Origin of the sequence: Methanosarcina flavescens, assembly GCF_001304615.2 — an archaeon.
Lineage (GTDB): Archaea > Halobacteriota > Methanosarcinia > Methanosarcinales > Methanosarcinaceae > Methanosarcina > Methanosarcina flavescens.
On sequence record NZ_CP032683.1, the window covers coordinates 1,539,223 to 1,563,069 of the forward strand.

Annotated in this window: 25 protein-coding genes; 13 read left to right on the forward strand and 12 right to left on the reverse strand. The window is 42.1% G+C overall.

Annotation, left to right across the window (positions count from 1 at the left end; genetic code table 11):
• Positions 1–126: 126 nt before the first annotated feature.
• A complete protein-coding gene (locus tag AOB57_RS06895) occupies positions 127–1,320 on the reverse strand; it encodes a M24 family metallopeptidase (RefSeq protein ID WP_054299783.1) in 1,194 nt (397 codons plus the stop codon).
• Positions 1,321–1,704: 384 nt separating this feature from the next.
• Between AOB57_RS06895 and AOB57_RS06900 the strand changes: the two genes are divergently transcribed.
• The 4 genes from AOB57_RS06900 (at position 1,705) to hdrB (ending at position 5,256) form a co-directional block, all read left to right on the forward strand.
• Positions 1,705–2,244, forward strand: coding sequence for a DUF2284 domain-containing protein (locus tag AOB57_RS06900; RefSeq protein ID WP_054299782.1), 540 nt, complete (start codon positions 1,705–1,707; stop codon positions 2,242–2,244).
• 217 nt (positions 2,245–2,461) lie between these two features.
• A complete protein-coding gene (npdG, locus tag AOB57_RS06905) occupies positions 2,462–3,169 on the forward strand; it encodes an NADPH-dependent F420 reductase (protein ID WP_054299781.1) in 708 nt (235 codons plus the stop codon).
• 687 nt (positions 3,170–3,856) lie between these two features.
• Entirely contained in the window at positions 3,857–4,342 is a 486-nt protein-coding gene (gene hdrC / locus AOB57_RS06910; RefSeq protein ID WP_054299780.1) for a CoB--CoM heterodisulfide reductase subunit C, read from the forward strand.
• 11 nt (positions 4,343–4,353) lie between these two features.
• Positions 4,354–5,256, forward strand: coding sequence for a CoB--CoM heterodisulfide reductase subunit B (hdrB, locus tag AOB57_RS06915; RefSeq protein WP_054299779.1), 903 nt, complete (start codon positions 4,354–4,356; stop codon positions 5,254–5,256).
• 107 nt (positions 5,257–5,363) lie between these two features.
• Here hdrB and AOB57_RS06920 read toward each other — a convergent pair whose 3' ends face one another.
• Together AOB57_RS06920 and AOB57_RS06925 are read right to left on the reverse strand one after the other, a co-directional pair.
• Positions 5,364–5,831 (reverse strand): DUF1284 domain-containing protein, encoded by a 468-nt coding sequence (locus tag AOB57_RS06920; protein ID WP_054299778.1) that lies wholly within the window; start codon positions 5,829–5,831, stop codon positions 5,364–5,366.
• 52 nt (positions 5,832–5,883) lie between these two features.
• Positions 5,884–6,417: a DUF1847 domain-containing protein gene (locus AOB57_RS06925; RefSeq protein ID WP_054299897.1), complete on the reverse strand. Its 534-nt coding sequence runs from the start codon at positions 6,415–6,417 to the stop codon at positions 5,884–5,886.
• 450 nt (positions 6,418–6,867) lie between these two features.
• Between AOB57_RS06925 and AOB57_RS06930 the strand changes: the two genes are divergently transcribed.
• From AOB57_RS06930 to AOB57_RS06945, 4 genes are all read left to right on the forward strand, one after another.
• Positions 6,868–7,206: a DUF134 domain-containing protein gene (locus AOB57_RS06930; RefSeq protein WP_054299777.1), complete on the forward strand. Its 339-nt coding sequence runs from the start codon at positions 6,868–6,870 to the stop codon at positions 7,204–7,206.
• Between the two features lie 52 nt (positions 7,207–7,258).
• Complete coding sequence (locus AOB57_RS06935; RefSeq protein ID WP_054299776.1) at positions 7,259–8,101, forward strand: Mrp/NBP35 family ATP-binding protein; 843 nt, start codon at positions 7,259–7,261, stop codon at positions 8,099–8,101.
• A 501-nt stretch (positions 8,102–8,602) separates the two neighbouring features.
• The gene (locus AOB57_RS06940; protein ID WP_054299775.1) at positions 8,603–9,169 is read left to right on the forward strand and encodes a thioredoxin family protein; all 567 of its coding nucleotides are present in this window, start codon (positions 8,603–8,605) and stop codon (positions 9,167–9,169) included.
• Between the two features lie 127 nt (positions 9,170–9,296).
• On the forward strand, positions 9,297–9,980 hold the full coding sequence (locus AOB57_RS06945; protein WP_054299774.1) for a cytochrome c biogenesis CcdA family protein: 684 nt from the start codon (positions 9,297–9,299) through the stop codon (positions 9,978–9,980).
• Positions 9,981–10,291: 311 nt separating this feature from the next.
• Here the strand turns inward: AOB57_RS06945 and AOB57_RS06950 are convergent, their stop codons facing one another.
• From AOB57_RS06950 to cbiT, 7 genes are all read right to left on the reverse strand, one after another.
• Positions 10,292–11,023 carry a precorrin-8X methylmutase gene (locus AOB57_RS06950; protein ID WP_054299773.1) on the reverse strand — a complete coding sequence of 244 codons (732 nt, stop codon included), beginning with the start codon at positions 11,021–11,023 and terminating at the stop codon, positions 10,292–10,294.
• The gene (gene cobJ, locus AOB57_RS06955) at positions 11,013–11,813 is read right to left on the reverse strand and encodes a precorrin-3B C(17)-methyltransferase (RefSeq protein ID WP_054299772.1); all 801 of its coding nucleotides are present in this window, start codon (positions 11,811–11,813) and stop codon (positions 11,013–11,015) included. The genes AOB57_RS06950 and cobJ overlap by 11 nt, the downstream gene beginning before the upstream one ends.
• Positions 11,782–12,135, reverse strand: a complete 354-nt coding sequence (locus AOB57_RS06960; protein ID WP_054299771.1) for a cobalamin biosynthesis protein — start codon at positions 12,133–12,135, stop codon at positions 11,782–11,784. Before AOB57_RS06960 ends, cobJ begins: the two co-directional genes overlap by 32 nt.
• A 78-nt stretch (positions 12,136–12,213) precedes the next feature.
• Complete coding sequence (locus tag AOB57_RS06965) at positions 12,214–12,732, reverse strand: cobalamin biosynthesis protein CbiG (protein WP_319592652.1); 519 nt, start codon at positions 12,730–12,732, stop codon at positions 12,214–12,216.
• A 23-nt stretch (positions 12,733–12,755) separates the two neighbouring features.
• A complete protein-coding gene (locus AOB57_RS06970; protein ID WP_054299769.1) occupies positions 12,756–13,484 on the reverse strand; it encodes a cobalt-precorrin-4/precorrin-4 C(11)-methyltransferase in 729 nt (242 codons plus the stop codon).
• A gap of 71 nt (positions 13,485–13,555) precedes the next feature.
• Positions 13,556–14,164, reverse strand: a complete 609-nt coding sequence (locus AOB57_RS06975; RefSeq protein ID WP_054299768.1) for a cobalt-factor II C(20)-methyltransferase — start codon at positions 14,162–14,164, stop codon at positions 13,556–13,558.
• A 60-nt stretch (positions 14,165–14,224) separates the two neighbouring features.
• On the reverse strand, positions 14,225–14,779 hold the full coding sequence (gene cbiT / locus AOB57_RS06980; protein WP_054299767.1) for a precorrin-6Y C5,15-methyltransferase (decarboxylating) subunit CbiT: 555 nt from the start codon (positions 14,777–14,779) through the stop codon (positions 14,225–14,227).
• A 749-nt stretch (positions 14,780–15,528) separates the two neighbouring features.
• Between cbiT and AOB57_RS06985 the strand changes: the two genes are divergently transcribed.
• Complete coding sequence (locus AOB57_RS06985; protein ID WP_054299766.1) at positions 15,529–16,857, forward strand: homocitrate synthase/isopropylmalate synthase family protein; 1,329 nt, start codon at positions 15,529–15,531, stop codon at positions 16,855–16,857.
• A gap of 23 nt (positions 16,858–16,880) precedes the next feature.
• Here the strand turns inward: AOB57_RS06985 and AOB57_RS06990 are convergent, their stop codons facing one another.
• Positions 16,881–17,909, reverse strand: a complete 1,029-nt coding sequence (locus AOB57_RS06990; protein ID WP_054299765.1) for an isocitrate/isopropylmalate dehydrogenase family protein — start codon at positions 17,907–17,909, stop codon at positions 16,881–16,883.
• Positions 17,910–18,235: 326 nt separating this feature from the next.
• Between AOB57_RS06990 and AOB57_RS06995 the strand changes: the two genes are divergently transcribed.
• The gene (locus AOB57_RS06995) at positions 18,236–19,078 is read left to right on the forward strand and encodes a TatD family hydrolase (protein ID WP_054299764.1); all 843 of its coding nucleotides are present in this window, start codon (positions 18,236–18,238) and stop codon (positions 19,076–19,078) included.
• 376 nt (positions 19,079–19,454) lie between these two features.
• Here AOB57_RS06995 and AOB57_RS07000 read toward each other — a convergent pair whose 3' ends face one another.
• Positions 19,455–19,940, reverse strand: coding sequence for a multiprotein bridging factor aMBF1 (locus tag AOB57_RS07000; protein WP_054299763.1), 486 nt, complete (start codon positions 19,938–19,940; stop codon positions 19,455–19,457).
• A 30-nt stretch (positions 19,941–19,970) separates the two neighbouring features.
• Between AOB57_RS07000 and AOB57_RS07005 the strand changes: the two genes are divergently transcribed.
• From AOB57_RS07005 to ftsZ, 3 genes are all read left to right on the forward strand, one after another.
• A complete protein-coding gene (locus tag AOB57_RS07005) occupies positions 19,971–21,293 on the forward strand; it encodes a proteasome-activating nucleotidase (RefSeq protein ID WP_319592649.1) in 1,323 nt (440 codons plus the stop codon).
• Between the two features lie 173 nt (positions 21,294–21,466).
• A complete protein-coding gene (locus AOB57_RS07010) occupies positions 21,467–22,051 on the forward strand; it encodes an endonuclease dU (protein ID WP_054299896.1) in 585 nt (194 codons plus the stop codon).
• Between the two features lie 456 nt (positions 22,052–22,507).
• Complete coding sequence (gene ftsZ / locus AOB57_RS07015) at positions 22,508–23,632, forward strand: cell division protein FtsZ (RefSeq protein WP_054299761.1); 1,125 nt, start codon at positions 22,508–22,510, stop codon at positions 23,630–23,632.
• The last annotated feature ends 215 nt before the right edge of the window (positions 23,633–23,847 follow it).

Below are 23,847 nucleotides of genomic sequence, written 5' to 3' on the forward strand. Positions count from 1 at the left end.
CACAACATAATCGCATCAAGCAATATATCTATCTAAAATTTTCAGAAAAGAAAGATGCCGTTTTCAGGCATCTGGAAATAAGATTATCCAGCTGATAAGGAACCTCCCTACATGCTTGATTCGAAATTAAAATACAGGAATCAAGCCCGGATTGTTCCCTGTAATGCATTCTCCACCTTTAGCAGTCACTATAAAAGTGTTCTCGATTCCTACCATTCCGATGTTTTCAATCCCTTTTTTAGGTTCCAGGGCAAATACCATTCCTTCCTGAAGGGGTTCATCAAAACCTTCTGCGATTACAGGAGTTTCATCAATTAGCAGTCCGACTCCGTGCCCGAGGAATTTTACTTTACGGTCGCCAAAACCCATAAAGTTTTGCAGGAATTCTGAATCAAGCTTATTCATGATTGTAGTGTAGATTTCTGAGGGAATTGTGCCGGGTTTTAACATTGAGGCAGCTTCGTTTTGTATAGCCACACATTTATTATGGGCATCTATGGCATGTTGTGGAAGGGGAGAGCCAAACATATATGTCGTGGTTTTATCCGTGTGATAACCATCAACCCCACATCCGACATCAACAAAGACAAGGTCTCCTTTCCTCAATTTTCTGTCACGGCTGCCTAGCACAGGTGCTGCAGGGCATAACCCGTACTTCCCTCCGGGCCCGTTAAAATAAGTCGGATAGATGGAGCTTTCACCAAAACAGACATTTCCCAGAATCATTTCTGTATCAAACATGCCAAAACGGCATGCTCCGTGATGACCTTCTTCTACAAGAACTGAAAACAATTTGGTTGCCAGGTCGCTTTCACTCATTCCTTCCTGCAGCATTTCAGGTACAAGCTCTTCCAGCACATGCTGGTGAATCCTGCCGGCTTCTCTTATCAGGGAAAGTTCATATTCGCTTTTTATTGCTCTGACAGCACAAATCTGGGGGTCTACGGGTTTGAAATTATTAAAAGGGAAGTATTTCTGGAATCTCTGGTACAGAGCCAGAGGAACTACCTCCGTTTCCAGGTATACCGTATCCGGAAGCACATTTATACTTTTTGCAGCATCACGAAAGCTATTCATAGGTTCTATGCTGGGAAAAAGAGATTCGTCCAAGGCTCTTTCATAACTGCGGCGTGCCCATAAGGTTGCTTCCCCGTGCCTGGGAATAATTAACATTCCATCCTGCATTGTACCCGTAAAATAATAAAGGTTTATTTTACTGAAGATGACAGCTATCTCCCATTCTGGATTTGAGATATCCATTTGCTTTCTAAAATTATACATGCGATTTTTCAGTTCGGTTAAAGGTACTTTCTTAATCATAAGGGTCCCTTTTACTAATATATCAGTTGTCAATTATAGAAGTGTAACCTGTAGTGGGGAATATAATGGGAAATTATAATGATGTATAAATGTACATAATAGATATGCATAATAACTGTTATTCCTCGTAACAAAAACTTTATTTCATTCTGGTTTTCTCGCAGGATTTCTTATTCCCTACCCCAGTAATTGTTACTTCTCCAACAAAAATTTCTATTTCTTACATCGCTCACTTAAAAAGATAGAAAGGATTTTCGAGGTAGTAGAATTTCAGTTCACTTTTGAAAACAGAAAAAATAATTAGAAAGGAAGCAAATTAAAAGGATACAAATTAAAAAGTAGCAATTAAAAGGATACAAAAGGGCTTTTTGATAAGGGGTTATCATGTTAGGAAAATTCGAAGGTCTTATTGAGAAGGCTTCAGAGATGGGGCTCAAAGCTTATTTCGTGAATGCAGGGGATATTCCGGTTGAGAACAGGATTGCCCTGAAATGTGCTTACGGTTGCAGAGGTTATGGAAAGAGGTTGAGCTGCCCTCCTCATATCATGACGGTGGAGGATTTCAGAAAAATTATAGGGGAATACAGCAGCGCGCTTCTACTTGTCGATGAACGCGATACTTCACAGATTCCAGATATACTGGAAGCCTGGGGAGAAATTCGTAAGGATTCTTTCCATAAAATGTTGGAACTTGAATATGAAGCCTTCAGGGAAGGTTTCACTTTTGCCCATCTCCTGAGACCCGGCTCCTGTAACGAGTGCGATATATGTAACCTTGAAAAGTGCATAAAACCGGAATTGAGACGCTTTGCACCTGAAGCTGTAGGAATAAACCTTCAGAAGGCAATGGAAAAAGCAGGACTTGTACTTGAGTTCTGCAAGCCTGAGAGAACTACATGTGTCGGGGTTTTGCTGCTTGAATGAAAACTCGGGTAACAGGATTTTGAAGAAATACACTGCATACATCTCAAAACTTCTCCAATTTAACAGGGGTATTGAGGGGAAGAGAAGAAGTATGTGAGAGAAGTGAGGCTAATAATTAAGCTTCTTAATTCTGGAAATTCACTATTGAAGACAGAAGTTATATTAACTCTCGGATATATTTTATGGAAGATATAGCAAACTGGAGGTATAGTTCAAATTGGATTCTGAGAAATTGAAAATAGCTGTCCTGGGAGGAACCGGAAACATAGGGGAGGGTATGGTGCTCAGGCTGGCACTTCAAAACCTTATGGCTGAAGGTGTAAAAAACGAGGTAATTATAGGGTCCAGATCCAGGGAAGCAGCCGATGAAGCCGCAAAAAAAGCTTTATCCGAACTTGAGAACTGCGGATTTGATACATCCGAAACAAGCGTAACAGGAAGCAGTAACCTTGAAGCCGCACAGGTTGCTGATGTAGTAATCCTTACTATTCGTTTTGACCATGTTTTACCTCTGCTGAATGAGATTCAGGAGGCTATTGAAAATAAGATTCTTATCACTCCAGTAGTCCCGATGGTAAAGGAAGGAAATTTATTCGTATATAAGCCCCCGGAAGAAGGCTCAGCCGCCCTTGCAATTCAGAAAAGAGTCCCGTCTTCTACGAAAGTTGTGGCAGCCTTCCATAATATCCCTGCAGGGAAATTGAGGGATATAGTAAAATGCAAGGCTGTACATGACGCAATAGTATGCAGTGATGACGAAGAAGCAAAGAAGCTGGTCATGGAGCTTACAGAGCATATGGGATGCCTGAAGCCCCTGGATGGAGGACCTCTTAAACAGGCAAGCACTATTGAATCGCTTACACCACTGATGATAAACCTTGCAAGGCTTAATCAACTTAAAGACCTGGGAATAAATTTTTCCTGATAGGACCTTGCAAAAAGATGAAAAATATACAGAAAAAAGAACGATGAAGGGATAATTTTAAATCCGAGAGAATGAACACCGCTTAGAAAACTTATTTTTATATAATAGAAGATATAATATATCTAAAGGCACAGATGATGAATCAAATAATAATCTCTGCCTGAAGGTACAATTTATAATTCACTAATGGAATTACCGATAAAATAAATTATTTAATCTGGTCAGTAAAGCAAATTCACAATTCTTGATAAATGAAGACAAATTTATAATTCTTGATAAATAAAGACAAATTTGTAATTTTTAGTAAAAAACTTATAATTAATCAGTAAAAAATAATTCTAATAAAAGTGATTCTGATAACTGATGAGTAAAAATAAACCTTGATAACTCATAATTGCCAGTCTTTATCCGAGTTTTTAACTATTATCAATAATTCCGAACAGATTTAGTTTATGTTAAATATTATGAGAGAAATAATCAGTATGAGAAAAATTTGTGATTAGAGAATTGACGAGTAAGGAAGCTGGAAAAACGCTTGTTACGAGGAAATTTGACAGGAAAATGTCTGTTTATTGTGAAAATTCGCAGATCACTTCCTGCTGCGGAGTTTTCTCTTGATCTCATTATTTTTTGCTTACCTTTCTTTTCTAAAAAGGATGAATCGATTGAATCAGACAGTGAACCTGTATGAGTGAAGAATTGTCAAAAGAATTAAAGGCTGCAGGGCTTGACTTACTCTCCTGCATGCAATGTGGCACATGCACAGGAAGTTGCCCTTCTGGAAGGCATACCGGGCTTAACACGCGAAGAATTCTTCGGGATGCACGCAAGAACAGGGTGGCAGTCCTTTCAGATGATGCTCTCTGGCTCTGCACCACCTGCTATACCTGCCAGGAGCGCTGCCCACGCGACATACCAATTACTGATGCTCTCCTTGAACTCAGGAGGCTCGCGATAAAAGAAGGTTTCATGCTTCCCGAGCACAGGCGAATATCGGAAATGGTTGCAGAGTGCGGGCATGCAGTCCCTCTGGACGAAGAGACAAAACATAAAAGGGAAGAGCTTGGGCTTGATCCCATACCTGAGACCGTCCAAAAGTATTCTGAAGCCCTTCAAGAGGTAAGAAGTCTTCTCAAAGCCTGCAAATTTGACGAACTGACGGCTGAAAATTAAGGAGGCAGAATATGGAGAAACTATCTCTATTTCTTGGATGTATTGTACACAATCGTTACCCGGGAATTGAAAAAGCAACTAAACTCTGCCTGCAGAAGCTTAATATAGATGCAGCCGACCTACCTGGAGCCTCCTGCTGTCCCGCTCCAGGAGTCTTCAAGTCCTTTGATAAAGCTACCTGGCTTGCCCTTGCCAGCCGGAATATAGTTCTCTCAGAAAAGCTGGAAAGGGATATCCTCACAGTCTGCAATGGCTGCTATGGCTCCCTGGCAGATGCCAATTTAGAGTTGAAAAAGGATCCTGAGCTAAAGGCGCGCACGAACAGGTGCCTTAAAGAAATCGGAATGGAATTCAAGGGTACTGTTGAAGTGAGGCATATAGTCGAATTTTTATATAAGGAATTTGGACCTGAGAAACTCAAGGAGCATGTCACAATCCCGCTTGGCCTTAAAGTGGCACTGCACTACGGATGCCATCTTATCAAACCTTCAAAAGACCGTAAACTTGGGGAAACAGATGCTCCGGTTTTCTTTGATGAGCTTGTTGAAGCTACAGGTGCAAAAAGTGTAGATTATACCGACAAGATGATGTGCTGTGGAGCAGGAGGAGGAGTACGTTCAGGGCATGCTGCCGAGTCCCTTGAGATGCTTGAGCATAAACTCGCCTGTATTCGGCAAGCAGGAGTGGACTGTATTGTCAATGCATGTCCTTTCTGTCATCTTCAATTTGATAGGGGACAGCTTGCAGTCAATGAGAAATTCGGAACGGACTATTCAATCCCGGTTCTGCATTATACCCAGCTACTGGGTCTTGCTCTTGGCATTACCCCATATGAACTCGGGATAGAACAGAACGCAGTTCAGAATATCGAGTTTCTTTCAAAAGTCTACGAGATCAATGCGGGTTTAAGATAATAGTATCAGGTAGAAAAATCCCATGTAAAAATTTGAGAAAAAATAGTCAAAAAGGGTTTTTCATTTTTACGAATCCGAAAAAGGTTTCATCTTTCATAGCCTGTAGTTCAGGTTTTGTTTTCATAATTATCTTTATCCCGTATATACCAGAGGCATTTCCGTCTCCATTTGCAGGTTCCACAGACTTCCTCAATATCGGATGCATTGGCAAGTTGTGAATTGATTAACCTGAAGGCTTCATCTGCCTTCATAACAATTCCTTCTTTTATTTTTAATTTCTCCATAACAACAAGATCCATATTCCTGATCCTGCGGGAGGCTATTGATTGCTGTGCAATGCATTCCCTTTGGTTTGGGCAGGAAGCGCAGATTACATCACATTCGGATACAAGTTCCAGAGGTCTTGAAGGGGAAGCCTTTATGTCCGAAATTACAGCCCGCAGATTGGCTACAAAAGCCGGGCTGTACCCATAGCCCTGAAAACCCTGGATGCAGCAAAGGTGATGGGCTCGAATCTTCAGGCATTCAGATCCGATCTCAGAATCAGGTCCAGATGTGTTTGACTTTTCAAGCATGTGTATCTCCAGGATTTGAACTTATAGAACCAAAGAATTTACTATATAAGTCTCATTCTATAATATCGATTTCTGAATCGGTTAACTGAGGCAATTCCTTAACAGGCAGTGTTATCGAAGGAGCTTCCGAATATTTTGCGAAGAGAATATCATAACCTGTCTTAAGCCCAATCATGATATTGAGATCGGTGAGGTCGTCATTTAGGAGCTGAGCCTGGCCTATTGGATTACAAATTGCTTCAAACTCCAGATCTTCAGATTTCTTAATTCCGAGGCTGGCTTTTTCGAAGCTGGAAACTTTACAGCAAACTGAGAACACATCAAAATATCTCGAAAGGATGTTATAAACTAGCCTGGCTTCTCGCTCATACTCAATACAGAATGCGATTCCTATTTTCGTGTATCCAAGTTTTTTTGCATAAATCGTTATTTCTTCCAGTTTTGTCCTTTTTAAATGATCGGATTCGAGCCAGGCAGAAATCTGGATTGATTTCAGATCGTCGCCCGTATACTCAAGCCCAAATTTAATGACAGAACAGTTTTTGCCTTTCACGCATTCCTTAATCCTGCACAATGCACACTGCACACTTTTTTCTCCCGGGTAATTAACATAAATAGGGTTTATAGTCACAAGTAAGCTGTAAAGATATAAATATTCCTAAGAGGGATATAATAATATATTCATAGAGTGACAGATGAAAAACCAAATGTAGATGAAAAATCCGAGCAGTAAATTCCAGAAACAAGAATTCTGATTAATGGTCTCTATATTCACGTTTTGCTCAGGCAGTCCATGTTGTCACCCCATTGAAGAGTTCTGTCTTTTGTGCCTGCAAAGATACGGATTCCAAAAGAGCCGAATATATCAAATGCTTTCTGCCTGATCTTTCTGCATGCATACTCTCATGAGAATTGATCCTAACTGGGGTGACAGGCATTTGATTTAATTTCACTCTTTTGTACGGAAATATTTATATTTTTCTACTTAAAAAGAGAAATTGTTATATATTTATTCTGCAATGTGCATAAGTAACCTATGAAAAAATGCAGAGGAAGACCAAAGTGCCCTAGGCGTGTAGAACAAACGCCTAATGTCACATATTTCAAGCCCAGAGGGGTCCCACTGTCGAATCTTGAGGTTGTATCCATTACAGTTGAAGAGCTTGAAGCCCTGAGACTCGTAGACGTTGAGGGACTCAGGCAGGAAGATGCAGCCATCAGGGTAGGAATATCAAGGAGAGCTTTCTGGGAAGACCTGAAAGCTGCCAGAACAAAGGTAGCTCTCGCCCTTACCACAGGAAAAGCAATCGAAATAAAGGGCGGCAATTATATCAATCCTGAGAACGCTGACATTAGTGAAGATGCTGACACGTAAACGAGAAATCTAAAAACCGGGAAAATACGTAAATATTAAACAGGCGGTAAAAATGACAGATAAGGTTCAACCACTTGAGAGTTTATCTAAAAAGCCAGAGGAGCCAAAAATAGTAGTCAACCTCAGGCGCATCAAACGCAAGATTATGATAATGAGTGGGAAAGGGGGAGTAGGGAAAAGCACAATTGCAGCAAACCTTGCTGCCGGGTTAGCTCTGCGTGGACACAGAGTTGGGCTTCTTGACTGCGATATCCACGGCCCAACTATTCCTACAATTTTCGGACTAGAATCTGAAAGGCCCAATGTTAATGAGGAAGGTATTCTTCCAATCCAGGTACTTCCCAACCTTTCAGTAATGTCTGTCGGTTTTCTGCTTGGAGACAAAGATTCTCCTATAATCTGGAGAGGACCTGCCAAAATGGGGGCAATTAAACAGTTTCTGGAAGAAGTTAGCTGGGGAGCACTTGATTTCCTGATTATAGACCTGCCCCCAGGCACAGGAGATGAACCCCTGAGTGTAGCGCAGCTGATTCCCAATTGCGATGGTTCAGTGCTTGTTACAACCCCTCAGGACGTAGCTCTGATAAGCGTCCGAAAATCAATTAAGTTCTCCGAGAAACTTAACGTACCTATTATAGGACTAGTTGACAATATGCATGGGCTTATCTGCCCCCACTGCGGCAAGCCAATAGAAGTGTTCGGAACCGGAGGCGTAGAAAAAGCCTCAAAAGACTTCAATATTCCTATTCTTGCCAGACTTCCTATTGAACCCAAAGTAGCAGAAATGGAAGATAAAGGCACTATTGTCCAGGGTCTGCTTGAACACAGTACTGAATGGCAGAAAAACTTTGAAGCCGTTATTACCGCAGTAGAAAAGACTCTGGAAGAGGAGTAAGGTAGAACAGAAATAAGAAAAGAATAATACAAGGAAAAAGTTTGCAATTTTTCCTGATTTTTAATTTTTCCAATCGGCTAACTTCTTAGCAGCTAACCTCTTTCAAGAGGCTGACTAAGGCTATATAATTAGCTGCTTTGAGATTTCTTTTTCTTCTTATATTATTTTTCCTTCTCTATTTTTCCTTCTCTGTTTTTCCATGAATTCTTACTTTTGTTTTCATAATTCTGTCATTTAAGTCTAATTTAATATATTTTCTGCATACTGAGAGCCTCTTAAACTGGTCATTTTTCCCTCTCCTAATGGTTAATTATTTGAGGTTTATTGATGAATTCTACTTCAGAATTAGGATTTCACAATCAACAAAATAAAGGTTGTTTGTGAAAAGAGAGAACTATTTGCACATAACATGTGGTTGTTGCGTTATGTGCAATTACAACATATAGGTAAAATACAACATATAGGCAAAATATTACAAAATAAAAGATTAACGTTGAGAACATGAAGAAATCGGTTATACTATTGGTTCTCCTTGCAGCTATAATTTTTACTGCGGGCTGTACTGAAGAAAGTCAGGAAAACTCTACAAGCACCCAGGCAATTAAGGAAGGAACTGGCGTTATTGAGGCAACCGAGCCTGAACAGAACGCAACCCTTCAGGAAACCCAGGAGGAAGGTGGTGTTGTTGAGGTGACCAACCTTGAACAGATAAACACATCCATCCATCAGGGGCCAGTTCTTATGAAAATCGGGTCTGAAAGATGTGGGCCATGCAATGCCATGAAACCCATGCTTCAAGAACTGGCAACAGAATACGAAGGAAGAGCCAGGGTCATCTCTGTAGATATAGACAGGAGCCACGAGCTTGCAGTCTATTTCGGAATAGGCTATATCCCTGACTCGACTGTAATCGTGGGTATTAAGGACGGAAAATACATCTATATGAAGCCAGATGGAAGCGTTACCACAGACAGGCTCCAGGCAAGGATTCTAGGTGCCACAGAAAAAGGCGTACTTGAAGATGTTATGAATCACGCTCTTATCCAGGCTGAGAAAAATAAGTCTTAACCGAAAAAAGCCTACGAATAGACTTACCTAAGAGACCTGCATACTTGAAGACTGGTTTCCAGCAACCTTAAGATTCGATAAAAACTGTACTATAAAACAAAAACTAAAACAACAAACCTGAAGAACCATGTTTTATGATGTAATTTCCCCTCAGGCTGCATTTGGCACAGGAATTATCAATATCTTAGCTGCATTTGCTGCAGGAATTCTCAGTGTCTTCTCCCCATGTATTCTCCCACTTCTGCCTGCAGTCCTGGCAACGTCTGCAGGAAGAGGAAAACTAAGGCCCTTTGCGATAGTAATCGGAGTTTCGATATCCTTTACTATAATGGGAGTAGTAACATCGGCTTTTGGTGCAGCTTTCCAGACTTATATAAACCAGTTGAAGATTCTGGCAGGGAACTTTATCCTTTTAATGGGTATTGCAATACTTTTTAATATAAGCCTTTTCAATGTATTTTCAAGATTCCCCCTGCTATCAGGAATGAATGGAGAGGGATCTCTTTCCGGACTTTTGCTCGGGTTTTCCCTCGGTGTGCTCTGGATACCGTGTGTTGGCCCGTTTCTGGCTTCTATCCTGACTATGGTAGCTCTGGAGGGAAACTTGGCTAACGGCGCATTTACGCTTTCAATTTACTCACTGGGATTTGCTATGCCAATGCTCTTGCTCGCATATTCAGCCCACTTTTCTTCCTCTAGAATTCGACTTATTTCAAGGTGGGATGCGATTCTCAAAAAGGGAGCGGGAATAGTACTTATCCTGGTAGGACTCTGGATGATACGCCAGAATCATATTCAGTGGTTTATTTAAGAAAGCTAGATAGAGATAAAAACCAGGGGCTTTATGGATCGGTAGGTTCTGATCCATCCCCTGAAGGTGCAAATCCTGTTCAATTAGATAAATATAAGAATACCTTCAGCTACCATTTATCACACCTTACTTTTTTCAGAGGATAGCAGTAACATACTCAAAACAAGATCTACAAATTTATCCTGCTCTAATCATAGCTTTTCTTATATATATCAAATGAGAAGGAGTATACTAGGAAGTAAAACAGTTAACTGAACTCATTGAAAGTAAAAATGAGGGAAAACAGAAAAGAGAAGAAAATAGAGAAAGTATTACTCTTCACTTTCTCTTGCGATTGCTACGAGCTCGTTAACACATGCAACTGCCATAGGTGTTCCACCTCTTGTCCCTACACAGCTTATAGAGGGCACGGGAATACTCAGGTTTCTGACCATTTCTCTGGATTCGGCTGCGTTCACAAAACCTACCGGGAGCCCGATGATAAGAGCTGGTCTTACACCTTTTTCTATAAGTTTGCAGACCATGATAAGGGCAGAAGGAGCATTTCCTATTGCAATAATACTCCCATCGAGTCGGTCGCGGGCAGCCAGGAAACCTGCTGATGTGCGCGTAATTCCGTACCTGTTAGCAATTTCAGCATTCGGATCTTCATCGAGCACGCAGATAATCTCGGATTTGTGTCCGGTTTTTGTAATTCCGGCTTTTACCATGTTAATGTCCACGAAAATCGGGGCACCCTTTTTAATTGCATCCACACCTGCAGGGATGGGGTCATGCATAAAACGCATAATATCTGCTACGGAAAGGTCTCCTGTTGCAATAACGCAGCGCTGGCGGAAGCGATCTTCAGGTGTCTTGTTGCCGATAATTTCCTGGATCATTGTCCGGCTTTTCATATAGATGGCTTTGGCTTCTTCAGTTCTTGCCCCGGAGTCTTTACAGATACTCACAAGTTCGGGATTAACATCAACCGTAAGCTCGGTAAATTCTTCGAGGTTTTCGAGGTTTCCAGCCTTCTCAGTGGCATTCTGTTCAGTAGTCATACTTCTTGTGATACCCCCTGGGAGTGATTATGAAATCCTTCTTTTGAGAACTCCAGATTCTGGAGTCTCCATTTCCGATAAGGATCGTAGTGCTCATATCTACCCAATCTTCGTACTCCATGACCTTTCCGAGAGTAGTTACAATCCTGCCCTCGCCTTCTCCTCTCAGAGCGTTCTTCACAAGCCCTACAGGCACGGAGTCAGCTTTGTACTGTCGGATAATTTCAATGGCTCTGGAGAAGTTAGACTGTCTCTTGCGGCTCTTTGGATTGTAAAGAGCTATAACGAAATCGGCTTCTGCAGAAAGATTAAGCCTTTTTTCAATAACATCCCAGGGAGTAAGGAGATCACTCAGGCTTATCACTGCAAAGTCCGTTACAACCGGTGCACCGAGCATACTAGCCCCGGCTAAAATTGCCGTGACTCCAGGAAGAATCTCTATATCAACTTCAAGTTCCTCGTGCTCAGCAACCTCAAGCACGATACCTGCCATGCCGTAGACGTTGGTATCTCCGCCGCTGACCATAACAACATTCGCAACTTTTGCGAGCTCCACAGCTTTTCTTGCTCTATCCACCTCTTTACCCATATAACTGCGGATTACTTCCTGGGTTCCGAGAAGGCTTGCTATCTGGTCCAGGTAAGTGCTGTTCCCGAGAATATAATCGGCGTTAAGGATTACATCCCTGGCTTTGACCGTCATCTGTTCTACAGATCCCGGCCCGATGCCTACGATGTAAAGTTTTCCTCCGGTTGTTTTATCTTGCGATTGCGATTGTGACTCTGCCATAGACTTTCTTCCTGCAAATTAATTGTTTTTCTTCAGAAAGGGCCAGAGCTGCAGGTTCTGCAACTCCTTTTAATCCAAAGCGGGAAGCCTGGGAGGATGAAGGGGGGTTATAGCTATTTAACAGCTCATCCGGTAAAAAATTCACCGGAATGCCGAGCATCTCTCCCGCTTCCAGAAGCCCCTGTTCATTTTCCTTAAGTTTCGCAGAAGCTAAAGCTGTAACTTCTATAAGGCTCAGGTTGTACTCATCAAGAGCCTGCTTTACAGCTTCAACAACCTCTTCTTTTGTAATGCCCCTGCGAGTTCCGATTCCTATAATCATTCGTTATCGTCTCAGACTCTTAATATAGTCCCGATCAGGCTAATTCACGTAAGTATAAAGAAGTAATTGACAGTTCAGTTAGCTATTATTACTGCTGTCACCTTTTACTCCTATATTCTCCTGCCGCCTTTTTACCAGCACTGATACATCTTCATCCACAACAACAATTCTGGGACCCTTAACTTCAAGAACTTCTATTTCCTGATCAAGGAGTGCACAGTTTACAGCTACAGTGGATTCTTTATTGAAGATCTCGCAGCTTAACCTGTCGGCAATGCCCTCGACTGAGGGCTTACCATGAACTTCGGTCGCCGTCGTAAGTACAGGGACTGCTCCGAGTTCAGAAATTTTTCGAGCAATCTCATTCGCGCCGTGATGCCCTCCAAGCAGTGGGATTGCAAAGTTTAAATTTGAATCAACCACAACCACGGCGGGATCAGACCACTTGTTATTGAGAAGGGGAGCAATATCCCTTACCACTATGCCTGTGGCAAAGACTGCAATTATTGCACCATAGTTTTCAAAAGCTTTTTTGAATATGCCCTTCTCATAGAGGAGCAGATCGGCTTTAAGGTGTTCTGCTATCCTTGTCGCAATCTCCCTATTTCTCTCAAAAGTGATTACAACGGCTCCTGGGCTACTCCGTATAAGTAGGACCTCCTGTAGTTTTTAGGATCAACAACTCCACCGATAATTATCATTGCAGAGCGTTTAATTCCTGCTTCTTTAACCTTGTCTGCAATATCTTCCACTGTTCCTGTAATAATCTCTTCATCCTCCCAGGACGCGTGGAAAACCACTGCTACAGGTGTGTCCTTCGGGCAACGGACCTTCTCCATAATTTCCTTGATCTTCTGTGTACCAAGGAAGATTGCCATAGTAGTATTGTAGGCAGAAAGCTCAGGGATAAGGTCTTTTTCCAGGGTTTTTCCGGCAGGGCGAGTAATGATGAGAGTATCTGAAACGCCGTTAAGAGTCAGTTGTGTACCAAGAGCAGCAGCGCTTGCAAAAACCGAGGAAACTCCGGCAACCCTTTCGACTTCGATATCATACTTTCTAAGTTCTTCCATCTGCTCTATGACGGAGCCGTAAAGAGATGGGTCTCCGCTGTGGAGACGAACAACGAATTTTCCGGCATCAACTGCATCCACAATTATTTTAGTGGTTTCGTCAAGGGTCAGCCCATAGCTGTCCACTGTTTCTCCCTGCGTATAATTAAGGACTTCGGGATTTACCAGAGAACCTGCATACATTACAAGGTCGGCTTTTTCAAGCAGTTCACGCCCGAGCACAGTAATAAGCTTCGGATTCCCTGGGCCTGCCCCCACAAAATACACTTTTCTTTCCATCTGACCATTCCCTCTATTTCATGTTTTTGTTCTAGATTGTACTGAGTTCCGCGATTATTACGCAGGGTGATTTATTTCTTTCCATAAATGATACTGAAGTAATTCCCTTCTTCCGGGATTTCTTCTTTCTTGCGGATTATAAGCTCGTTGTCCGAAAAGAGTCTTTCTGCAAAGATAAATTCCGTGTATCCTTCAGCTTCAAGCTGTTTAACTATAGCTTTCGGCTGCGTCGCTTTCAGGTGAATCTTATACCCCACCTCAGAGCCATCGCTAACTTCAAAAGAGCTCTCAACCGCGACATCAGTCCTAGCAGCAAAGGAGGTAATTGAACTTATTCCAGGCACAGTTGCAAGTTCAACGTCAGGATAGTATTTGCGCATCACCTTTTTTAGATGAGAATACGTAGAGAAAAAGTTAGGGTCGCCGATAAGCCCGAAAGCCACAGTGCCTTTTCTCGCCTCTTCTGCCACCCTGTCAGCATTTTCCTTCCAGAGAGCATTGAGAACTTCAATGTCTCTTATCATGGGAAATTCCAGGATTTCGGCATCTGCATAAGGAGCCACCAAATCTTTTGCCATGCGGCCTGGGACATATACCTTATCGCTATTTTTCAAAACGTCCACTGCTTTGAGGGTCAGAAGTTCAGGGTCTCCGGGACCAAGTCCTACTCCTATTAACATACTATTGCTCCGTAAGTTATAAAAATAAATCTAAAGCAGGATTAAATTATAAGAAAATTTTCAGTTTTGCTTTTTTCCGACAATAATATATACGGGATTTTCGGGTTTAAACATCGTTTCTCCGGCAATTGGTGCACTTCTCGAGACCGAAACGTGAACTACCTCATCAAAAATCCCGAGTCTTTTCATTGCCTCAATTGTTCTGACAACCGTCTCGATACGGACAGCATTTACCACAATACTTCGAGCTTTTTTCTTAACGAGTATCTCCAGTACCGAGTCAATGTTCTTTGTTCCGCCGACAAAAGCACAGTCGATAAAGTCAGTAAAATCTTCCGAATTAAGGAGATCCGAGGCTTCACCAGCTAAAATTCTGGCGTTTTCTATATTGAAATTCTTGAAATTAGTTTCAGTAGCTCTTAAAGCTTCATTTCGCGCATCTATCGCATAGATATTCAGGTTTCGGGTAATTTTTGCTGCTTCAATTGAGACCGATCCCGTTCCGCAGCCTACGTCTGCAAACCGATCTCCATCCCGCAGCCCCAGTTTGAAAAGGGATACCGCAATGATTTCGGGCTTTGTCGGACCTCCACTAACACTTACTATTTCGGACATGTTCTACCTCTGGAGAAAGTAAAGCAAATATATGAGATGTAAATTAAATATATATCGACATAATATTCAATTTTATTAAATAGAATATATATTAAGTTGAGCAGGAAGACGCGCTTCATTCAGAGATAATTATAGAGTACATAATCGAAATTGGATATTTAATAATTCAAATCAGTTTTTTCAGGTAAGCTCGATTATAAATATAACTTGTTATAGATATACCTTATTATCGGCAAGAAGGGCAGGATAGGAAAATAAACTTTCACAAAACTATGGAAAAAAGCGAGAAAAATTTCCGTGAGAAATGCTTATGCTAATTCTTTATTAATACCATACCGTTTTTATTCCAGAGAAGATATCTGTAAGTTATTTGGAAGAAAAAGAAATGGTATCTTTTATCAATCTTAATAAGATAAAGAGAATAAATAGATAAATACATTTTGTATTTTAAAAGAAAGAGATTTTAACCATAAGAACATATCATAAACTGATCGCGGTCGTATAAAGTAAGCACTGGCGTTTAAAAATCAGGGCACATAAAAGGATATATAAAGTAAGATGCTGTTTGATGAAAAAACCATAATTGCCTCCAAAAAGTGTTTTTTTTAAACAAAAAGCTAAAGTTCTTCGGTTAAATACAACTGATTTTTTGATCGGTATATCTGAAACATATTTTCATAGGAAAAGCTAGCAGTAAAAGCCCTCTCTCGATGCAGGGCCTTGCCGCCTGAAAGAAAGGAGGAAAAGCGATGAAAATTTACGAATCATATGACGATCTGCCCAAATTAAAGCTGCCTTATGGAAACGATGTGTACATAAGTGACAGCACTATTCGTGACGGCTCCCAGATGCCGGGAATAGTCCTGAGCAGAGAACACAAGCTTCAAATTTATGAGTACCTGCACGAGATAGGGATTGAAAAACTCGAGGCATTTGTATTCAATAAAAGGGATAGAGATGCCGTTAATCTTATGTTCGATATAGGGTACGAGTTTCCCGAAATCACAGGCTGGGCAAGAGCCTCAAGAGCCGACATTGACAAAATTCTTGAGGTCGACGGGATAAAGGAAACTGGAATCCTGATGTCAGTATCAGATACCCATATTTTCTCCAAAATGAGGCTCACAGGCAGGGAGGAAGCCGAAGAGAAATACCTGGATGCCCTGCAATATGCGGTAGATCACGGACTCCGCACAAGAGCACACCTTGAGGATATGACAAGGGCAGATAATTACGGTTTTGTTTTCCCGCTTGTTGAGAAAATCATGGAAATCGACCCTGACTGTATTATTCGCGTCTGTGATACTGTAGGATACGGAATGCCCTTCATGAATATTGATGAGCCTTACGGAATTCCGAAAATTGTTCAGCACCTCAAAAAGGAAATCGGGGTTAAAAACATAGAAACACATATCCATGATGATTACGGATTAGGATCGGCAAGCTCAATTGCAGGTTTCTGGTATGGAGCAAACTGGACAAGTGTGACTTTCTTGGGCATAGGAGAACGTGCAGGGAATAGTGAAATGGAGAAAATTCTGCTTTTCCTGGCAGATAGGGTAGAAGGCTTTGATCGATACAACCTTGAGCCGGTTACTCGCTTTGCAAGGTTCATGGAAAAAGAACTCGGGCTGCGGGTTCCGAGAAACAAGGCTGTGGTTGGGAAGAACATTTTTGCCCACGAGTCCGGAATACATGCCGCGGGCGTCCTCAAAAATCCCTTCAATTACGAACCCTATCCTCCGGAATTGGTGGGAGGAAAGCGGCTCCTGCTTATAGGTGACTCTTCGGGACTGGAAGTTATACGATATAAGGTTCAAGAGACCTTAAATGACCTTCTTGATGTTGAGACAATAGTGGAAAAAGATGACAGCCGACTCCTGAAAATCCAGACCGAAATCCAGAAGCTCTATGATAAAGAGGAAAGGGTTTCCTGTATCTCTGATGAAGAACTGCTTGCTTATGTAGAAAAATACTTCCTTTACCAGCCTATCTGCGATCCTGTGCATACAGGTCGTGGAAAACTGAAAAACAAAGGGAAAATAGCTGAGTGTGAGGAAGGAAAATTGAAGGAATAAAGGAATTTTCCTTCAGTACCTTCTTATTTGAGAATTTCTGCTGTATATTTTGCAATCTCGCCAGCCATCTGACTGAGTTTGGCATTGCCTCCGAGATCATAGGTTACATATTTGCCTTCAGAAATTACACGTTCCGTAGCCTTAAATATCGCTTTGGACTTCTCCTTTTCTCCAAGGTAATCAAGCATCCATGCTCCAGCAAGTACGGTTGCGACGGGGTTTACCTTGTCCTGACCTGCATATTTTGGAGCTGAGCCGTGAGCAGGTTCAAACATTGCGAAGGAATCCCCGATATTGGCAGAATAAATCAGCCCGATGCTGCCTACCAGAGCCGAGCACTCCTCACTGATTACATCCATAAAGAGGTTTGTAGAAAGAAGGACTTTTTTATTGAAAATCTGTGGGTTCTTAATTAGCTGCTGAGCAATATTGTCAATATGATAAGGCCATATTTCGATATCCGGATAGCTCTGCCCGACCTTTTCGACCTCTTCTAAGAAAGAACCGCAAGTTAGTTTCAGGATATTGCTCTTATGGATTGGCACAACAGCATCATAGCCTCTTCTCTTAGCTTCCTCGAAAGCGTAGCTTGCAATCTTCCTAGATGCTGTACGTGTAATTTTGCGGATTGCAATAGAAACGTCGTCTGTGAGCTGGATCTCCTCTCCAATGTAGAGACCTTCTGTGCCCTCGCGCACGCAGACCATTTCCACATCCCCAAGAGGTGCATTTGAGTTAGGGAAAGTTTTGATTGGCCGCACGTTTGCATAGAGATCATACTTTCTCCTTATGGATACAGCCACACTCCTTGGAGAGCCTATGCCTCCAGGTGTGGTTGTCGGGCCTTTAAAACAAGCATCAGAACTGTCAAGAATTTCCCAGGTCTCATTCGGGACAAGGGAAATGCCTCCGTGCTTTTCCCACCATTCAGCCCCTGCCTCACACATAACAAATTCTATATCTGTGCCAGCGGCTTCTACAACATTAAGCATTGCATCCACAAGTTCGGGACCTACCCCGTCACCTTTGATTACTGCTGCGGTTTTACTCATATTATCACCAGATCTTATGGTTCGTATTTAAAGAACCGTAGCGACTGAAAAGCTAAAAAATGGGGAATTTTTCGAAAATTCAGTAAGAATAATTGGATCTTCCCGCGTACTGAACGTAAGGCTATATATTTCAAGTTTTGGGTAATTAATACTATGCCGAATAATCTTTAACTTGAAGTAAGCTCCGGGGCACAAACATCTGAGCACATTTCTAAAAAAATCAAAACTCGATATTCAGGAAGTACCTATCCTGATTTGCCGGAACTTCCGATAAGGAATGCGAACTTTAATTGAAGCTAGAACTTCAGACTTCTGAGGAATAAAAAATGCCTGCAAAAATTCCGATTACCGATAACCACATGCACATCGATCCAAAAGCCAGGGGGCTAGAAGCAGTAAAGGAATTCAAAAACTCAGGTGGAACTCATATAATTCTGGTCACCAAGCCAAGCTGGTCGCTTGGAATAAACGTCAAAAAACCCGAAGATTACCTTATGGTTTTTGACGAAACAGTAGAGATCGCATCAAAAATTCGGGAGCTTGGTGTTGGAGCTTTTCCAGTGCTTGGAGTCCATCCGGCAGAAATCTCAAAGCTTACAGAATATATGGATCTACAGGAAGCTACTGAGATAATGCAAAGAGGTCTCGAACTTGCTTCGGGATACGTTGAAAAAGGACTTGCCGTAGGGATAAAGTCAGGACGCCCTCACTATCCTGTAACTCCAGAAGTTTGGGAAGCTTCAAATGAAATTATGGAATATGCGTTTTCCCTGGGAAAAGAACAGGACTGTGCAGTTCAGCTTCATACCGAAAGTGTGGAAGAGCCTGAACTTCACGATATAGTAGAGAGGGCAAAGAAAACAGGAATAAAAATGTATAGGGTTGTCAAGCACTACTCGCCACCCCTAGTGAAAACCTGTGAAGAGCTTGGACTCTTCCCGGGGGTAATCTCGGTTAAAGGGGCAATAGAGCATGCGCTTGAAGAGGGTACACGATTTATGATGGAAACAGATTACATTGACGATCCTGACAGACCAGGCGCAGTACTTGGCCCGAAGACAATCCCTAAAAGAACCATAAAACTCATGGAAACCTATGGTGAGGAACCGTTCTGGATCATTCATAAAGAAAATCCTGAAAAAGTATACGATATTGAAATCAAAATTTAAAGGACTTTTGGAAAAGGAACATTAGATTAAAGAATTGTATAGAAGTTAGAAGTAAAGAAGAACCTTAAAAGATTGATTCAGGAAAAAGGCTCAAAAAAGAGGGTTGAGAAAAGGGCTCAACACGAAAAGAGATTCAAAGCCCCATAAGATAAAAAAATACTTAAAAGCAGAGGGGGAAGAGGCTTAAGAAAACGCCATCTAATTGAGCCCTCTGTCATTCCCGGAGAGGAAAACTGTCTGGAACTATGTGTTGCTGCAGGAACAAGGCTTGTAGTTGAAATTTATTTCCTCCAATTCACTTTATTTTTTATTTACTGTGAATTGACTGTTTTGTTCCCTATTTTGGAATTTACTATTTCGTCTTTTACTTTGAGATTTACTTTCTCTTTATTTTCACAATATCTCCGAGGGTAGTATCTTTTTTCATGTGAGAGACTTCCTGCCCTGAGACCTCTACACGTTCCGTAAGTTTGATATTAAGAGCGTGCTCGAGTTTCTTTCGGACGGAATCTTCCGGTACGATTTCTTTGCGTTCTATTTTTTTGATCAGAGATGCTTTTTCCTTGATATTTTCAGCCAGATCCTCCTGAGACCAGCCTTTGGCTTCTCTGGCTTCCCGGATAATATGATCATAGTCATCCAGGAGTTCATCTTTCAAAATATCGAAAAAATCCTTTTTTGGCCTATTTTCGGTTCGTGTGACCATTCGAACCACCGGAGAGATTTTTCTTGACACGGGAGTTCGCTTATCAACGGGTTTACCGTACGAAGCACATTTTTGGCAGACCTGGAGTTCACTGTTATCAATTGTAATGCATATAGGCTTTCCGCGGATCTCTGCACCACATATTTCGCATTGCATATTGATCACTTCGAAAACGCTATATACGGTATGGACTTAAATATTATTCGGAGCTCCATGACGGAAAGTACCAGAAGTAAGGATGAAAGCATGCGCAGTCACCTTGGTAAGCCCGGACCTTTATATGACGGAATCGAGCCTGGAGAGCTGGGGGAAGTAATTGAAAGCGTCCAGGACCGAATGAGGCAACTTGAAAGCCGAAACAGTTTTCTGGAAGAGCAGTGCAGCCAGATTGAATCCGAAAAACGTTATCTGGAAAACCAGAAGATAAAGTATGAACGGGAAATCCGAAAGCTGCAGTCTGAACTCGATCGGATGAAGACCTCTCCGCTCATCATTGGTACGGTCATTGACGTGATTAAGAATGACAGGATAATTGTCCGGAGCAGCAACGGACCTCAGTTCCTGGTTAATGTCTCACAATATATCGATGAAAAGAAACTGCTGCCAGGGGCAAAGGTTGCCCTGAACCAGCATACGCTCGCCATTGCCGAGGTTATTCCTTCTACGGAAGAACCTTTTGTCGCTGCAATGGAAGTCCTCGAAAGCGTGGAGGTGGACTACGACCAAATAGGCGGTCTAGATGAGCAAATCCAGGAACTTCAGGAAGCAGTCGAACTTCCTCTCATTGAGCCAGAACGTTTTGCCCGGATAGGTATCGAGCCTCCTAAGGGAGTTCTTCTCTATGGGCTCCCGGGAACAGGAAAAACCCTGCTTGCAAAAGCTGTGGCTCACAGAACTAATGCGACCTTTATCAGGGTAGTAGGTTCAGAACTCGTGCAGAAATACATAGGGGATGGTTCCAAACTCGTAAGGGAGATCTTCGAGATGGCCCGGAAAAAAGCCCCGAGTATTATCTTCATTGATGAGCTGGACTCGATTGCCGCAAGGCGTCTGAATGAGACGACCGGTGCAGACCGTGAGGTTCAGAGGACACTCATGCAGTTGCTGGCAGAGATGGATGGCTTTGACAAAAGGAAAAATATCAGGATTATTGCAGCAACAAACCGTCCTGATGTCCTTGACCCGGCTATTCTCAGACCAGGTCGCTTTGATAGGCATGTCCATGTCCCGATGCCCGGAATAGAAGCCAGAAGAAAGATTCTCGAAATTCATTGTGAGAAAATGGCTCTTGCAGAAGATATTGACTTTAAAAAGCTTGCAAAAGCTACCGAAGGAATGAGTGGAGCAGATCTGAAGGCAGTAGCTACAGAGGCAGGTATGTTTGCTGTCAGGAAAGACAAAGAATTTGTTGAGATGGCAGACTTCCTCGAAGCAGTGGATAAGGTATCTATGGCTGCAGATACGCAGAAGATGATGCCCTCCAATCTTCCTGAAAGCATGTTCGTATAAAAGTCTTCTTAAGTAAACTGAATAGAAAGCCCCTCTGGGGGCTCATTTTTATATTAACCGAGAGAATCAGGGTTTTGCCGGAAGAATTAAGGGTTTCCCTGGACAAGATCTTTTTAGAGGGCATGTACGGGGAACCGACAAACTATTTTTGTAATCCAGACATAAGAGCACCTGTGAATTCAGATTTTCATATTAAGCCCGAAATTCGAATTCTGGGTATAGATGATTCTGCGCTCCTCAGTGAAAGAGTGATGATAGTCGGGGCTGTTTTAAGGGGCGGGGACTGGATTGATGGGGTCCTTCGTTCAGAGATAACTAGAGACGGGCTTGATGCTACTGATATTATCTGCAGTATGATAAGGAATAGCAAACATTATGGCCAGATAAGAACGGTTATTCTCGATGGAGTTACCTATGGAGGCTTTAATGTTGTGGATATACAGAAACTTTACAGGGAAACCGGAATCCCTGTAATTGTGGTTATGCGATCCTGCCCGGATTTTGAGAAAATCAAATCCGCCCTCAAATATCTTCCAGATGGAGGAGAGCGCTGGGCAATGATAAAACGGGCTGGAAAAATAGAAAAAATTCCCGGTAAAAAAAAATCTATTTACATCCAGAGAGCCGGCATAGGCCTGGAAACTGTGAAAAAAATTATTCAGCTTACTTCAATAAGAAGCAGTGTTCCTGAGCCTCTCAGGGTTGCCCATTTAATCGCGACAGGCATTGTTCTGGGAGAATCAAGAGGAAAAGCATAAGAGGAAAAGCATAACTACTGTCAATTCTCCAGAGAATGCGCAAACATGAAACCGAATATCATGTATGATAATTAATCACATAAATTAGTGCATATAAATTCGGAGAAAAGGGAAAGGTAAAAATACAGGAACGACTTGAAAAAAATAAAATAATAAAAAAATGAATAATTTGGCTAAATAAATTAAAAAAGATTGGGAAGAAGGGAATAGAACATAGGGAATAAAACGGACTATAATAAGCCGTGGATAGAAGAACCTGAGGTTAAGCGGGAAAATCGAAGAATTTAATAAAATTATTAAACAAATACAGTATAAGTTTAAAGATTGGAAAAGGAAAACTATTAAATTGGAAACTGTATATGTGAAGGTTGAAATATACGTGTTCCCCCTAAAAATACATTTACTCTTTAATACCAGCCATTAAAATTACCCCGTAAGATGGAGGAAAACAGTAGCATGAGATCCATTGTGGAAGAAGCCCTTGCTCGATCTGCCCTGGAAGAGCGTGGCGGGCAGAGAGAGTACTCAAATTTAGATTACTCTAACGTAGACTCAGATGTTGATGCTGAACTTGAAGAGATCCTCAAAAGCCTTAAAACAACCATCAAAGTGATAGGTTGCGGAGGTGGCGGTTCAAACAGCATCCAGCGCATGATGGGCGAAGGAATCCAGGGAGCTGACCTAGTAGCTGTAAATACCGATGCCCAGCACCTTCTTCATATACGCTCCGGTAAAAAGATTCTCATCGGGAAAAAGAAAACCCGTGGACTTGGCGCCGGAAGTCTCCCCCAGATCGGAGAAGATGCAGCAATCGAGAGTATCGACGAGATTAACAAAGTTGTCGAAGGCTCTGACATGGTCTTTATCACCGCAGGACTTGGAGGAGGAACCGGTACAGGATCGGCGCCCGTAGTAGCTGAGGCTGCCAGAGACGCAGGAGCCCTTACGATTGCAGTTGTCACCCTGCCCTTCAGTGTGGAGGGCCATGTCCGCAGAACCAATGCAGAGGCAGGTCTTGAACGCCTGAGAGATGTCGCAGACACTGTAATAGTGGTCCCCAACGATAAGCTTATTGAAGTTGTTCCTAGGCTCCCACTTCAGGCTGCCTTCAAAGTCTCAGACGAAGTTCTTATGAGAGCCGTGAAGGGTATAACCGAACTGATTACAAAGCCAGGACTTGTAAACCTCGACTTTGCCGATATCAGAACTGTTATGCAGAACGGAGGCGTTGCAATGATAGGTCTTGGAGAATCCGACGGGGAGAACAAAGCTGCTGAATCCGTACAGAAAGCCCTGCGCAGCCCGCTTCTTGATGTGGACATCTCAGGCGCGACTTCTGCCCTTGTTAATGTGATCGGAGGCCCTGACATGACTATTTCAGAAGCTGAGTGTGTGGTTCAGGAAGTTTACAGCCGGATAGACCCAAACGCCCGTCTTATCTGGGGAGCTCAGATCGACCCTGACCTTGAACAGACTGTACGTACAATGATCGTAGTTACAGGAGTCACATCTGCTCAGATTTATGGTCATGGGAGTAACAAGAGCATTACCTTTAAATATGGAATTGATTTTGTAGAGTGATCAAACCAGAGATAAAGGGATCTAAACCTTCGATTGGAGAAAAAAATACTGTTTTCCTCTCTTTAAAATAAGGGTTAGGAATAAAAACCAATCGAAAACTATTTTTATGGTAAATACAGTATGATGCCGATGCGATTCGGCATCAAAAAAGAAATATTTTTACATACGCGATTAAGATTCGAGATGAAATTGAAAAAAAAACAGTACCAAAATCT

What these genes read in the sequence shown, in the direction of transcription:
- AOB57_RS06935 (WP_054299776.1), top strand. Translation starts at nt 7,259, where the DNA reads ATGACAGATAAGGTTCAACCACTTGAGAGTTTATCTAAAAAGCCAGAG.
- hdrC (WP_054299780.1), top strand. Translation starts at nt 3,857, where the DNA reads ATGAGTGAAGAATTGTCAAAAGAATTAAAGGCTGCAGGGCTTGACTTA.
- AOB57_RS06975 (WP_054299768.1), bottom strand. Translation starts at nt 14,164, where the DNA reads ATGTTAATAGGAGTAGGACTTGGTCCCGGAGACCCTGAACTTCTGACC.
- AOB57_RS06985 (WP_054299766.1), top strand. Translation starts at nt 15,529, where the DNA reads ATGAAAATTTACGAATCATATGACGATCTGCCCAAATTAAAGCTGCCT.
- AOB57_RS06930 (WP_054299777.1), top strand. Translation starts at nt 6,868, where the DNA reads ATGAAAAAATGCAGAGGAAGACCAAAGTGCCCTAGGCGTGTAGAACAA.
- AOB57_RS07005 (WP_319592649.1), top strand. Translation starts at nt 19,971, where the DNA reads ATGGACTTAAATATTATTCGGAGCTCCATGACGGAAAGTACCAGAAGT.
- ftsZ (WP_054299761.1), top strand. Translation starts at nt 22,508, where the DNA reads ATGAGATCCATTGTGGAAGAAGCCCTTGCTCGATCTGCCCTGGAAGAG.
- AOB57_RS06895 (WP_054299783.1), bottom strand. Translation starts at nt 1,320, where the DNA reads ATGATTAAGAAAGTACCTTTAACCGAACTGAAAAATCGCATGTATAAT.
- AOB57_RS06940 (WP_054299775.1), top strand. Translation starts at nt 8,603, where the DNA reads ATGAAGAAATCGGTTATACTATTGGTTCTCCTTGCAGCTATAATTTTT.
- AOB57_RS07000 (WP_054299763.1), bottom strand. Translation starts at nt 19,940, where the DNA reads ATGCAATGCGAAATATGTGGTGCAGAGATCCGCGGAAAGCCTATATGC.
- AOB57_RS06950 (WP_054299773.1), bottom strand. Translation starts at nt 11,023, where the DNA reads ATGACTACTGAACAGAATGCCACTGAGAAGGCTGGAAACCTCGAAAAC.
- AOB57_RS06945 (WP_054299774.1), top strand. Translation starts at nt 9,297, where the DNA reads ATGTTTTATGATGTAATTTCCCCTCAGGCTGCATTTGGCACAGGAATT.
- cbiT (WP_054299767.1), bottom strand. Translation starts at nt 14,779, where the DNA reads ATGTCCGAAATAGTAAGTGTTAGTGGAGGTCCGACAAAGCCCGAAATC.
- AOB57_RS06990 (WP_054299765.1), bottom strand. Translation starts at nt 17,909, where the DNA reads ATGAGTAAAACCGCAGCAGTAATCAAAGGTGACGGGGTAGGTCCCGAA.
- AOB57_RS06900 (WP_054299782.1), top strand. Translation starts at nt 1,705, where the DNA reads ATGTTAGGAAAATTCGAAGGTCTTATTGAGAAGGCTTCAGAGATGGGG.
- cobJ (WP_054299772.1), bottom strand. Translation starts at nt 11,813, where the DNA reads ATGGCAGAGTCACAATCGCAATCGCAAGATAAAACAACCGGAGGAAAA.
- AOB57_RS06970 (WP_054299769.1), bottom strand. Translation starts at nt 13,484, where the DNA reads ATGGAAAGAAAAGTGTATTTTGTGGGGGCAGGCCCAGGGAATCCGAAG.
- AOB57_RS06960 (WP_054299771.1), bottom strand. Translation starts at nt 12,135, where the DNA reads ATGATTATAGGAATCGGAACTCGCAGGGGCATTACAAAAGAAGAGGTT.
- AOB57_RS06995 (WP_054299764.1), top strand. Translation starts at nt 18,236, where the DNA reads ATGCCTGCAAAAATTCCGATTACCGATAACCACATGCACATCGATCCA.
- AOB57_RS06920 (WP_054299778.1), bottom strand. Translation starts at nt 5,831, where the DNA reads ATGCTTGAAAAGTCAAACACATCTGGACCTGATTCTGAGATCGGATCT.
- hdrB (WP_054299779.1), top strand. Translation starts at nt 4,354, where the DNA reads ATGGAGAAACTATCTCTATTTCTTGGATGTATTGTACACAATCGTTAC.